We start from the raw sequence: 11,626 nt of genomic DNA, 5'->3' as shown, positions 1-11,626 counted from the left end.
CGAGCAGGCCGCCGCCCGGCAGGCGGCCGAGGCCGCGTCCGTGGCCGCACCGCGCGCCGCCGAGGCGCCCGCCCCGGGCACGGTCCGGCTGCCGGTGGCCAAGTACACGCTCACCGCCCGCTACGGCCAGGGCGGCGCGCACTGGGCCCACCTGCACACCGGCCTGGACTTCGCCGCTCCGGCCGGCACCCCGGTCACCGCGGTGGCCGGCGGGACCGTCAGCTCGGCGGGCTGGTCCGGCGCCTACGGCTACCGGGTGATCCAGACCCTGCCCGACGGCACCGAGCTCTGGTACTGCCACCTCGCCTCGATCGCGGTCGGCTCCGGCCCGGTCGCCCCGGGCACGCTGCTCGGCGGCGTCGGCGCCACCGGCAACGTGACGGGCCCGCACCTGCACCTGGAGGTCCGCCCCGGCGGCGGCGCGGCGGTGGACCCGGGCGACTGGCTGCGCGCCCACGGGGTCACTCCGTAGCGTCCCCGGCCTCCTCGTCCCCGGCCTGCGCGTCCCCGGCTTCCGGGGCGTCCCAGAACTCCCCGGCGTCCCCGGCCTCGGGGGCGTCCCAGACCTCCTCGCCGTCCCACACGTCCTCGCCGTCCCAGGCCTCCCCGCCGTCCTCGGCCCCGCCGTCCGGCCAGGCCGCCGCGTCGGTCCACCCGCTCAGGTCCGGCAGCTCGACCAGCCCGTTCCGGACCAGGTACCCGTCCACCTCGGGGGCGCCCGGCTCCGGGGCCAGCTCCGGGTACTCCGTCAGCAACAGCTCCGGCAGCCCCGGCACGGTCCACTCGCCGAGCAGCCGCAGCGCCTCCTGCCGCACCGCCTCCTCGAACTGCGGGAAGTCGCCGGCCAGCTCGGCCGGCATCGGCAGGCCGCGGGCGGTCCGCTCGGCCAGGTTGCGGTAGCTGCGCCGCATCAGGCCGTCCTCGACCAGCAGTCGGGCGCCGTCGGTGGCCATGCCGATCGAGAGCAGCACGCCCTCGGTCCAGCCGTCCGCGCCCTCCGGCTGGTCCAGCCCGCCCAGCGCGGCGAAGGCGGCGACCCGGTCCTCGAGGTCCAGCGCCCGGAAGCCGTCCAGCCAGCCGCGCACGGCCGCCGGCGCGGTGGTGTCCACCCCCGCCTCGCGCAGCAGCAGGGCGTACAGCCGCGGCCAGGTCACCAGGTGCGGCCGGCGCAGCAGCCCGGCCAGCAGCTCGCCCTGCCAGTCGGCCTCCTCGTGCAGCCGCTGCTGCCGCTTGGCGTTCAGCCGCTTGGCGGCCCGCTGGTGGTCGATCAGCAGCCGCACCGCCGCGCCGTAGGCGAGCGGCGACTGCTCGGCCGGCGGCTGCACGTAGAGGTGGATCCGCTCGTACAGCAGCTCCTGGAGCAGCGGCGAGGTCAGCTCGGGGAAGCCGTCGTGCAGCTGGGCGTCACCCAGTTCGAGCAGCGTGAGCACCGCGTCCACCGCCGCCGCGGGCACCGGTTCGAGGCCCTGCCCGACCGCCCATTCCAGCAGCTCAGCGGTGTGCGGGTGGGGTGCGAGCCGCAGTTCGTCCTGGTCCATGGCAGGTACCGTAACCGGCGCGCGGCGGAATACCGTACCTGCCATGCACCCAGTCCTGCTGCGCGGGCCGCGGCTGACCCTGCGCGAGTTCCACCACGTGCCGCGCGACCTCGACGCGCTGCACGCGATGCTCGGCGACCCCGAGACCGCCCGCTTCCTGCCCTTCGAGCCGCGCGACCGGGAGGACTGCGCCGACCAGTTGGCGCTCTACCTGGAGGAGGCGGCGAGCCGGCCGCGCACCGTCTACCGGCTGGCGATCACGCTCAACCGGGACGGCGCGGACGCGCAGGACGCCCACGACGCCGTGCCGGTGGGCAACGCGGCGCTCGGCCTCGACGACACCGCGGCGCCGGGCAGCGCGCCGGCCGACTGCGGGCGGGCCGACCGCGGGCGGGGCGGCGGGGGTCGGGCCGGCGGGGGGTTAACCCCACCCCCGGTTCGCCGGGCAGCCGCATACCGGCCCGCCGCGCCGCCCGGCAGGCTGATGGACATGACGACGACCTCCTACCTCAGCACCGACGAGCCGTACCGGGCCTCGTACTTCTGGCGCGGCCCGTTCGCCCGGGAGACCTACCGGGAGTTCGGCTACCTGATCGCCTCGCTGGTCACCGCGGTGGTCGGCTTCGTCTGGACGGTGACCCTGTTCGCCCTGGGCGCCGGCACCCTGGTGACCGCGCTCGGCCTGCCGGTGCTCGCCCTGCTGCTGGCCGGGGCGCGCGGGCTCGGCGCGGTGGAGCGCGGCCGGGTGGCCCGGCTGCTCGGCGTCCGGCTGGCCGGCCCGGCCCGGCGCCGCCCGACCCGGCCCGGCCTCTGGGGCCGGATCACCGCGCAGCTGGCCGACCCGGCGGGCTGGCGGGCGGTCGCGTACCAGGTGCTGATGTTCCCCTGGCACGTGTTCTGCTTCGCGCTCAGCGTGACCCTGTGGTCGGTCGGGTTCGCGATGGCGCTGCTGCCCGCCTACAACTGGGTCTTCCCGACCTACGTGGGCTGGCCGGGCTACCGGATCTTCGACTACGACAGCAACGGCGTGCACCACACCTACTACCTGCAGCACTTCTGGCAGGTGGGCGGGGCCTCGCTGGTCGGGATCCTGCTGATCTTCCTGGCCGCCGGGGTGACCCACCTGCTGACCAACGTCTCGCGCCGGGCCGCCGCCGCCCTGCTGGCCGGTTGACCGCCCGGCCCGCGCCCACCCCACCCGCTCCCACCCAGACCTCGCCCGCCCCGCTCCGCCCGCCGCCCGGATGCGCGGCGGGCGGACGCGTGTTCGGCTGGTGACGTGCTGATCACCTCCCGGCCGCTCGACGAGTACTGCGCCGCCTTCGGCCTCACCCGGGCCCGGCTGCGGGCCCTGGGCGGCCCGGTGCTGGACTGCCCGGGCGGGGCCGCCGGGCTGGTCGCCGAGGCCCGGGCGCTCGGCTGCCGGGTGGTGGCCGCCGACCCCGCCTACGCCGACCCGCACCCCGAGCTGCTGGCCCGCGCCGCGGCCGCCCGGCAGGCCATGGCCCGCGCGATGCCCGCCGCCCCGCAGCGCTACCTGCCGCCCCGCCACCGGCCCTACGACCGCTACCTGCGCAGCTGGGACCGGGCCCGCGCGCTCTTCGACGCCGACCGGGCCGCGCACCCCGGCGACTACGTGGCCGCCGCGCTGCCCGCCCTGCCGTTCGCCGACGGCAGCTTCGCCCTGACCCTCAGCTCCTACCTGCTCTTCGCCTACCCCGAGCGGTTCGGTCCGGCCGACCAGCTGGCCGCGCTGCGCGAGCTGGTCCGGGTCACCGCCGCGGACGCCGAGGTGCTGGTCCACCCGCTGCACGACGCCCAGAGCCGCCGCTGCTCGCACCTGGCCGGGCTGCGTTCGGCGCTCGGCGCGCAGGGGATCAGCAGCGAGCTGCGGGTGGTCCGGGCGCCGGGGGACGGCCGGCGGCAATTCCTGCTGGTCCTGACGCGGCATCACCGCTACCGTCCGCTGACATGGACGAAGTTCTGACCGATGCCCTGACCGCCGCCCCGACCGAGGGCCGTCTGCTCGCGATACCGGGTCGTCTTCTCGCGATACCAGGGGTGCGGAACCTGCGTGACCTCGGCGGTCTCGGCGGGCTGCGCCCCGGCCTGCTCTACCGCTCCGGCAGCCTGGCCCTGCTGACCGAGGAGGGCACCCGGCAACTGGCGGAGTTCGGCCTGCGCACGGTGCTGGACCTGCGCGACCCGCTGGAGCAGGAGCAGCACCCGGACCGCACCGCGCAGCTGGCCGTCGAGCAGGCCGCCTTCCCGCTGCTGCCCGCCGACCACGGCGGCGCGGTGCACGGCATGCTGCTGGACGAGATCTACCCGCTGATCATCGACACCGCGGGCGCCATGATGGTCGCGGCGCTGCGCCGGCTGCTCGAACCGGCGGCGCTGCCCGCCCTGGTGCACTGCGCGGTCGGCCGGGACCGCACCGGCATCCTGGTGGCGCTGCTGCTGGACCTGCTGGAGGTGCCCGAGGAGCAGATCACCGCCGACTACCTGCTCTCCAACCCGGGCCTCGGCCTGGTCGACGGCCCCGAGGAGTACCTCGACCCGTACGGGGTGGTGCGCCAGTCCTGGCCGGTCCGGGCGGAGCTGATCACCGGGGCGCTGGCCCGGGTCCGCGAGCGGCACGGCAGCGCCGAGGGCTACCTGCTGGCCCACGGCCTGACGGCGGCGGAGGCCGCCGAGCTGCGCGCCACGTTGCGTGAGTGAGGATCACCGTACGCACTCGGACCGGGAAAGCAGACGGCCCGTGGACTCCTTCCACGGCGGGTGAACCGCCGTGGCGCCGGGGATGTACCGGCGAGCCCACGGGCCGGGTGACTGCTTGGTATTGCGCCTGCGCCGCATCGGCTGACAGGCCGCGGCGGCTCTAGCGAGCAGCCACCTCACGCATCCTGGCGGTACTCAACTCAGGATCACCTCCTTTCAGTGTGCCGCCACCATAGGCAGGCTCCCCGGCCGGAGGCAACGGATTAACCGATCAGGCGCCGCCGCCCAGCGACTTGAGCTTCGACATGTCGATCACCTGGTCCGGGGACGGCGGGGTGGCCACGACCGGCTCGTTGAACTTGGAGAAGGCCATCGAGCCCTGCGTGCCGCTGTCCACCTTGTACGGGTACGGCGTGCCGGTGGTGGCGACGTAGATGTCGGAGCTGGTGCCGTCGCTCGACTTGACGTGCAGGATGATCGCGGGCTGGCCCGCCACCGTGGTGGTGCTGCCCTTGGTCGGCTTGTCACCGGGGTCGGCCATCTGGCTGGTCATCGCGCCCAGGTCGCACATGCTGACCACGTCCTTGAGGTCCGGGTCGTCCGCGGCGGTGATCCAGCGGCCCTTGAAGAGCTCGGCGGCCTGCGAGCCGTTCGCCCCGGCCTGGCTGGTCCAGAACGCGGCGTCCGGCTGGAGCCAGGCCTGCTTGCCGTTGCCGATCATCTGGAAGCTGCCCTTGGCGCCCATCCCGAGGGTGCCGGTGCAGTTGCCCTTGGTGTCCAGGTCGAGGTGGATCTGGATGGTGTCGCCGCTGTCCGTGACGCTGCCGTCCATCTTCATCGAGGTGGCGGCGCTCATCGCGTCGTCGACCTGCTTGAGGATCTGGTCGGCGGTCATCGAGGTCAGGCCGTTGTCGGTGGGGGACGGCGAGGCGGCCGGGCTGCTGGCCGCGGCGGCGCTCGGCGAGGCGGGGGCGGCGGCGCTGCTGGCCGGCGCGGCGGAGCCCTCGGCACCGCCGGCGTTGCTCTTCGAGGAGCTGCCGCAGGCGGCGGTGAGCGCGAGGGCAGCGCAGGTGAGGGTGATGCCGAGGGGGCGGTGGATGCGCACGGTTCTTCTTTCGACCCAGTGGCCGCGGATGGCGACCGAAAACGGCCAGAAGCTACACCATGGCCGGGACACCCTCGCGAACCGGGGCCCGCGAACGCCGGAAGGCCCGGCAGAGGATCTCTGCCGGGCCTTCCGTGCTACTGAGTAGCGGGGACAGGATTTGAACCTGCGACCTCTGGGTTATGAGCCCAGCGAGCTACCGAGCTGCTCCACCCCGCGTCGGTGAACACAACAGTACGGGATCACGGCCGGGAAGGGAAATCGGTTACCGGGGCCCGGGCGGCGGGGCGGCCGCGGGCCCACAGCGCCAGGCCGGCCAGGGCGGCGAAGCAGGGCACCATCAGCGCCGCGTAGACCAGCAGGAAGCCGTGCGTGCCCAGGCTCGCCGCCGCGTTCCAGCCGCCGTGCAGCGCGGTGGCCGCGAGCAGCCCCAGCGGGGCGGCCAGCCGGGCCGCCCGCCGCCGGGAGGTCAGCGCGATGGCCAGGCCGAGACCGGTCAGGGCGGTGAACAGCGGGTGCGCGAACGGCGACAGCAGGGCCCGCAGCACGAAGGTGCGCACCGTGTCGTCGTAGTCGCGCAGGCTGGGGCTCAGCCCGAGGCCGATGTCCTCCAGCCGCTGGCGCTGGTCGTCGGTGAAGGCCCGGCCCAGGTAGAGCACGTTCTCGGTGAAGGCGAAGCCGCAGGCGCTGAAGCCGCCCAGCACCAGGCCGGTGGCCACCGCGGTGTGCCGCAGCCGGGCCCGGGCCAGCGGGGTCGGGCCGCGCCCGGCCGCCCGGGCCCGGCGGCGCAGCGGCGGCACCATGGTGAGCAGCAGCACCGCGCCCTTCGCGGTCTCCTCGATCAGCGGGCTGGCGACGTCGGCGCCCAGCGCGTCGCCGCGGGCACTGCCCTGCAGCTGGGACAGGGTCTCGCTGGCCCAGCCGTTGGCCAGCATCGCCATCGTGGTGGCCGCGCAGGACCCCCAGACCAGGCAGAGCACCAGTCGTCGGGTGGGCACCCGGGCCCGCTGGTTCAGCCAGGTCAGCGCGGCCAGCACGACGGGCAGCGGGAGCAGCGCCAGGCCCAGGCCCACCAGGAGACCGGTGGTGCCGGTCTGGGCCTGCACCAGGTGCACCAGCAGCACCGCGTTGCCGGCCAGCGCCACTGCCGCGGCGGTCGGGCCGGCCGCGCGCACGCGCGGCCAACTGTTCACCCCGAAAGCGTAGAGCCGGTGGCGCGTCCGATCCCCCGGAACGGCGGGTCGGATCTCCCCGAACCGGGGACCGGTCCGCCCGGCCCGGGCGGCGGGTGAGGCGTCAGACCTTGCGGAACAGCAGGTCGTGCACCACGTGGCCCTTGGCCAGGCCGGCCCGTTCGAACTTGGTCAGCGGGCGCCAGTCGGGGCGCGGCGCGTACCCGGGCACGCTGCCGTCGGCCCGCCGCTCCTCGTCGAGCCAGGCGCTGCCGTCCCCGTCCGGGTGCAGGTTGACCAGCTCGGGGCGGGCGCCGAGCGCGTCCAGCATCTGCTCGGCGTACGGCTCCCAGTCGGTGGCGCAGTGCACCAGCGCGCCCGGGGCGAGCCGGGGCAGCACCAGGTCCAGGAAGTGCGGCTGGATCAGCCGGCGCTTGTGGTGCTTGGGCTTGGGCCACGGGTCGGCGAAGTAGACCCGCAGGCCCGCCAGGGCGGCGTCGGGGAGCATGTCGCGCAGCAGGATCACCGCGTCGCCGGCCGCCAGCCGAACGTTCTGCGCGCCGCTCTGCTCCAGCATGCCCAGCAGGTTGCCGTGGCCCGGGGTGTGCACGTCGGCCGCCAGGATGCCCGTCGACGGGTCGGCGGCGGCCATCGCGGCGGTGGTCTCGCCCATCCCGAAACCGATCTCCAGGGTGACCGGCAGGCCGCCGAAGAGCGCGGGGAGGTCCAGCGGGGTGCCGTCGATCGCCAGCCCCCACTGCTCCCAGTGCCGGTCCAGCGCGCCGGCCTGCGCCGGCGTCATCCGGCCGCGGCGCGGCTGGAAGCTGCGGATCCGGTGCTCGCGGTGCTGTTCCTCGGTGGCCCGGTGCGGATACATCGGGGCCGGGTAGCCGGCCGGCGCGGCGGACAGCCGGGCGGAGGGGGACAACCGCTGCGGCTGGGCGGGGAGCTGGGGGGAGGGGGCAGTCGAAGTCACAATGCCGTCGAGTTTACGGGGCCCCCGACTTTGCGGGGCGGGCTCGGTGCCGGGGGCGCCCCGCCCGCCGCGCGCGCCTGCCGCCCCGGCCGCGGCTCAGGACTCGGCGGCCAGCGCGGCCAGCGCCCGCCGGGCCACCTCGCGCCCGATCGGCAGCGAAGCGGTGGCGGCGGGGGAGGGGGCGTTGAGCACGTGCACCAGGCGGCGGGCGGAGCCCGGGCGGTCGGGGTCGAAGCCGGCGAAGGCGAAGTCGTCCAGCAGCGAGCCGTCCGCGGCCACCGCCTGCGCCCGCACGCCGGCCGGGGCCGGCACCAGGTCCGCGGCGGTGACGGCCGGCAGCAGCCGCTGCACCGCGCCGGTGAACGCCCGCTTGGAGAACGAGCGGCGCAGCTCGCCCAGGCCGTGGCGCCAGTGCCGGCGGGCCAGCTGCCAACTGCCCGGGTAGGCCAGGGTGGCGGCCAGCTCGGCTGGGTGCACGGTGCGCCAGTCGTAGCCCTCGCGGGCCAGCGCGGGCACCGCGTTCGGCCCGATGTGCACCTCGCCGTGCACGCCGCGGGTCAGGTGCACGCCGAGGAACGGGAAGGCCGGGTCCGGCACCGGGTAGACCAGGCCGCGCACCAGCTCGCGACGGTCCGCGGCCAGCTCGTAGTACTCGCCGCGGAACGGCACGATCCGCAGCCCCGGGTCGTCGCCGGCCAGCCGGGCCACCTCGTCGCTGTGCAGCCCGGCGCAGTTGACCAGCACCGCGCAGCGCAGCTCGGCGCCGGCGGTGGTGCGCACCGTGACCCCGTCGCGGCGGCGCTCGATCGCCCGCACCTCGGTGCCGCAGACCAGTTCGGCCCCCGCCGCACCGGCCAGCTCCGCGTAGCGCCGGGCCACGGCGCCGTAGTCGCAGCTGCCGGTGGTGGCCACGTGCAGGCCGGCCAGTCCGGTCACCTGCGGCTCGTACTCCTTGATCCGGTCCGCCGTGAGTTCGGTGACCGGGATGCCGTTGCGGCGGCCGCGTTCGGCCAGCGCGGCCAGCCGGGGCAGCTCGGCGGGCAGGGTGGCGACGATCAGCTTGCCGGTCACCGTGCAGGGCAGCCCCTGCTCGGTGCAGAACCGCACCATCGCGGCGGCGCCCTCGGTGGCGTAGCGGGCCTTCAGCGAGCCGGGCCGGTAGTACACGCCGCTGTGGATCACCCCGCTGTTCCGCCCGGTCTGGTGGGCGGCGGGCGCGGGCTCCTTCTCCAGCACCCCCACCTGCAGGCCCGGCCGCGCCTCGGTGAGGGCGAGCGCGGTCGCCAGCCCGACGATGCCGCCGCCCACCACCAGGACCTCGTAGTCGTACGCCACCCTGCGCCTCCGCCCGTGCCGTCCTCGCCGCGTCCCCGGGGCCGATGGTGCCACGGGGGCGGCGCGGGCGGCAGGGGCGTCCGGCACTCGGTCGCCCCGGTCGGTTCGGCGCAGGGGCTACGCCGGTGCCGCCAGCACCATCCGGGCGCGTTCGGTCAACTCCCGGACCCGGCGCTCGCCCTGGAACGGTTCCAGGTGGCGCAGCATCTCCAGGACGTACTCGCGGCTGCGCTGCGAGGAGATCCGCCCGGCCACCTCGACCGCGCGCTCGCCGGCCTCCACCGCCGCGTCCAGGTTGCCCGCCTCCGCCTCGGCCATCGCGGAGACCACCAGCCGCAGGCCGTGCGAGCGGACGAAGCCCTCGGTCGGCCGGGCCAGCGCCTCCCGGGTGAACTGGCGGACCTTGGCGGGCACGCCCAGGTCGCGGAAGCACTCGGCGGCGTCGGCGGCCAGCCGGTCGTAGGCGTAGAAGTCGATCCAGGCCGGGTCGGGGTCGCCGGGGCGCGAGCGCTCCAGCGCGCTCTCCGCCGCGGCGAGCGCGGTCGAGGAGGCGGGCGCGTTGCCGGCGCGGGCCTGGGCGCGGGCCTCGACCAGGTGGAAGAAGCTCATGGTGCGCGAGGTGGCCAGCCCGCGGTTGCGTTCCAGGGCGGCCTGGGCCAGGTCGACCGCCTCCTCGGCGAAGCCGCGGTAGCAGGCCTGCAGGCTCATCGAGGCCAGCACGTAGCCGCCGAGCGGGACGTCGGCGGCCGCCCGGGCCAGGCGCAGGGCCTGGATGTAGTACCGCTGGGCGGCCTCGTGCTGGCCGGTGTCGAAGGCCATCCAGCCGGCCAGCCTGGTCAGTTCGGCGGTCGCGCCGAACAGTGCCCGGCCCACCGCGTCGCTGTACGAGCCGAGCAGCAGCGGTGCGGCCTCGACCCGCAGGCACTCCGGGACCATCGACGAACGCCAGTCGCCGCCGCCGTACTTGGAGTCCCAGCGGCGGGCCTCCTGGGCGGCCTCGCGCAGCTTGGCGGCGTCGGACTGGCCGACCCGGTAGCCGCCCGGGCGGGTCAGGTGCCCGTGCGGCGCACCCGCGGCGGTGCGCGGGGCGGGGACGGCGACGACCGGGCGGGGGGTGGTCGGGTGGGTGGCGGCCGGCGGTTCGGGCGCGGCGGGGGTGGCTGCGGCGGTGGGAGCGGTGGTCGGGGCGGGCCCGGCGGGCGGGGGGTCGACCTCGCCGCGGGCCACCGAGCTGTCCACCGGGTTGATCAGCCAGCGGGAGACCGGCGTCGCGTACGCGGCGACCGAGAAGGTCCCGGCCAGCCCGTCGCTCCACCGCCCGCCGCCCGGTCCGCGGCGCAGCTCCAGGTCGACCCGCCACAGGTCGGTGGCGGAGCGCACCGCGTCGGCCACCTCGCGCGGGAAGGCCAGGCCGAGTTCGGGCGTCGGGTCGGTGTCGCCCAGCCCGATCTCCTCCAGCGGCACCGGGCGGCCGAGCTTGCCGCCGATCGCGGTGGCGATCAGGTGTGGCACCGGGCCCTGCGGCACCATGCCCTTGCTCACCCAGCGGGCCACCGAGGTCTTGTCGTAGCGCAGCGTCAGACCGCGTTGGGCGCCCAGGTCGTTGACCCGGCGGGCCAGGCCGGCGTTGCTGATCTGCGCCTGGGTCAGCAGGCCGCCGAGGCGTTCGTTCGGTCCCCGTGGACTGATGCTCATGCGACGGCACCCCCTTGTCGGTGTTCGCCGTTCGGTCGCGGCCGATCGGTGTGCGCGGTCCGGTGGCCGGTGGGCACCGAACCGTGGCCGGCCCGAGCGGTGTCCGGGGCGGACGGCGTCCGGGTCGAGCGGTTGGCGGCCGGTCGGGCCGTCGGCGCAGGGCCCGGTCGGCCGGTGGTCGGTCGGGCTCGTCGTCGGGCGGCTCGGGTGCTGCGCGGAGGCCGGCGATCGGCGGTCGGGTGCCGCCGGTCGTGCGGCGCTGCGGGCGGTCCGGCCCGTTGCGGTGGTACCTAGCGTAGTCGGCCGGGTTCCCAGGGTTAAGGGGAAGCATTCCGGATGGCGGGATCGCATAGGGGCATCCGGGGGTGGCTCGTTGGCGCCGGGGCGGCTGCGGGGTGGCGCACGGCGGCGTGCGGCGGCGCTCCGGTGGCGGTCCGGCGGGGTGGGCGGGGTGCCGGCCGAGGGCGCCCGGCAGGGGGAGGGGCGTGCTCCGGTCCCGTGTTGACGTGCGCCCACCTGTGCCCCCTGCCCGTACGGGCCGGTCGGCAGTTCGCTAGGGGCTGTGGGTCGGCCCGCCGTCGAGGACCCGGCGGGCCGGGGGATGCCGCTGCCTCAGTTCCCCGCGGGTGGTGGCCGAGGTCCGGGAGGGCATGCGGATGCCCTCCCGGGCTTGCGCCACTTTTTGGCCATTTGGGCATGGCCATGTCGTAACCATCAGGGCGGGTTGCTGTTCCCCGGGGGCGTGCGGGGTGGGCGTGCGCCGGTGGGCGTGCGCGGGCGGGTGTGGGGCGCTCGGAGCGGGGCTCTTCAAGGCTTTCCAAGGCTTCTCACGGTGGGCCGGGGGTGCAGTGCCCGGGCGTCCGGGCACCCCGGGGCCGGGTGCCCGGGCCGGCGGACGGCGCCGGTCACCGGAGACTCCCGGTCGGCCGCGGGACGCCGTCCCGTCCGGCGGCCGACCGGGCGACCGGGCGACCGGACTGACTCGGGCGGCCGGCGCCGGGTGGACCCCGGCCGGTGCCGTCCGCGCCTTTTTAGTTCAATCCAGTGGGAGAAAAGGCCCCACCCCCCCCCCCCCCCCCCCCCC

At 76.0% G+C, this 11,626-nt stretch carries 10 protein-coding genes and 1 tRNA gene; 4 read left to right on the top strand and 7 right to left on the bottom strand.

Annotation, left to right across the window (positions count from 1 at the left end; genetic code table 11):
- Window positions 1-472, top strand: a 472-nt coding sequence (locus tag ACQRUO_RS35740; protein WP_428320333.1) for a M23 family metallopeptidase, incomplete at its 5' end; no start/stop codon positions are given.
- Here the strand turns inward: ACQRUO_RS35740 and ACQRUO_RS35735 are convergent.
- The gene (locus tag ACQRUO_RS35735; protein WP_428320332.1) at window positions 462-1,538 is read right to left on the bottom strand and encodes a hypothetical protein; all 1,077 of its coding nucleotides are present in this window, start codon (window positions 1,536-1,538) and stop codon (window positions 462-464) included. The two genes, ACQRUO_RS35740 and ACQRUO_RS35735, sit on opposite strands and share 11 nt — an antisense overlap.
- A 43-nt stretch (window positions 1,539-1,581) precedes the next feature.
- Between ACQRUO_RS35735 and ACQRUO_RS35730 the strand changes: the two genes are divergently transcribed.
- The 3 genes from ACQRUO_RS35730 (at window position 1,582) to ACQRUO_RS35720 (ending at window position 4,259) form a co-directional block, all read left to right on the top strand.
- Window positions 1,582-2,712 (top strand): sensor domain-containing protein, encoded by a 1,131-nt coding sequence (locus ACQRUO_RS35730; protein ID WP_428320331.1) that lies wholly within the window; start codon window positions 1,582-1,584, stop codon window positions 2,710-2,712.
- Between the two features lie 105 nt (window positions 2,713-2,817).
- Window positions 2,818-3,525 (top strand): hypothetical protein, encoded by a 708-nt coding sequence (locus ACQRUO_RS35725; RefSeq protein ID WP_428320330.1) that lies wholly within the window; start codon window positions 2,818-2,820, stop codon window positions 3,523-3,525.
- Entirely contained in the window at window positions 3,510-4,259 is a 750-nt protein-coding gene (locus ACQRUO_RS35720; RefSeq protein ID WP_428320329.1) for a tyrosine-protein phosphatase, read from the top strand. The genes ACQRUO_RS35725 and ACQRUO_RS35720 overlap by 16 nt, the downstream gene beginning before the upstream one ends.
- Window positions 4,260-4,530: 271 nt before the next feature.
- Here ACQRUO_RS35720 and ACQRUO_RS35715 read toward each other — a convergent pair whose 3' ends face one another.
- From ACQRUO_RS35715 to ACQRUO_RS35690, 6 genes are all read right to left on the bottom strand, one after another.
- A complete protein-coding gene (locus tag ACQRUO_RS35715) occupies window positions 4,531-5,364 on the bottom strand; it encodes a hypothetical protein (RefSeq protein WP_428320328.1) in 834 nt (277 codons plus the stop codon).
- Window positions 5,365-5,509: 145 nt separating this feature from the next.
- A tRNA-Met gene (locus tag ACQRUO_RS35710) sits at window positions 5,510-5,583 on the bottom strand.
- Between the two features lie 23 nt (window positions 5,584-5,606).
- Window positions 5,607-6,557 carry a PrsW family intramembrane metalloprotease gene (locus ACQRUO_RS35705; protein WP_428320327.1) on the bottom strand — a complete coding sequence of 317 codons (951 nt, stop codon included), beginning with the start codon at window positions 6,555-6,557 and terminating at the stop codon, window positions 5,607-5,609.
- Between the two features lie 103 nt (window positions 6,558-6,660).
- The gene (gene trmB, locus ACQRUO_RS35700) at window positions 6,661-7,512 is read right to left on the bottom strand and encodes a tRNA (guanosine(46)-N7)-methyltransferase TrmB (protein ID WP_428320326.1); all 852 of its coding nucleotides are present in this window, start codon (window positions 7,510-7,512) and stop codon (window positions 6,661-6,663) included.
- Between the two features lie 96 nt (window positions 7,513-7,608).
- Window positions 7,609-8,847: an L-2-hydroxyglutarate oxidase gene (lhgO, locus tag ACQRUO_RS35695; RefSeq protein ID WP_428320325.1), complete on the bottom strand. Its 1,239-nt coding sequence runs from the start codon at window positions 8,845-8,847 to the stop codon at window positions 7,609-7,611.
- A 117-nt stretch (window positions 8,848-8,964) separates the two neighbouring features.
- On the bottom strand, window positions 8,965-10,542 hold the full coding sequence (locus ACQRUO_RS35690) for an MFS transporter (RefSeq protein WP_428320324.1): 1,578 nt from the start codon (window positions 10,540-10,542) through the stop codon (window positions 8,965-8,967).
- Between the last annotated feature and the right edge of the window lie 1,084 nt (window positions 10,543-11,626).

It is taken from the genome of Kitasatospora sp. LaBMicrA B282 (genome assembly GCF_050325825.1).
GTDB lineage: Bacteria > Actinomycetota > Actinomycetes > Streptomycetales > Streptomycetaceae > Kitasatospora.
The sequence above is the reverse complement of the archived record's forward strand: the minus strand, read 5'-3'. Positions and strand labels throughout refer to the sequence as shown.

Excerpts from the sequence above, each read along its gene's own strand:
- ACQRUO_RS35730 (WP_428320331.1), top strand. The coding sequence starts at position 1,582 with ATGCACCCAGTCCTGCTGCGCGGGCCGCGGCTGACCCTGCGCGAGTTC.
- ACQRUO_RS35735 (WP_428320332.1), bottom strand. The coding sequence starts at position 1,538 with ATGGACCAGGACGAACTGCGGCTCGCACCCCACCCGCACACCGCTGAG.
- ACQRUO_RS35720 (WP_428320329.1), top strand. The coding sequence starts at position 3,510 with ATGGACGAAGTTCTGACCGATGCCCTGACCGCCGCCCCGACCGAGGGC.
- ACQRUO_RS35690 (WP_428320324.1), bottom strand. The coding sequence starts at position 10,542 with ATGAGCATCAGTCCACGGGGACCGAACGAACGCCTCGGCGGCCTGCTG.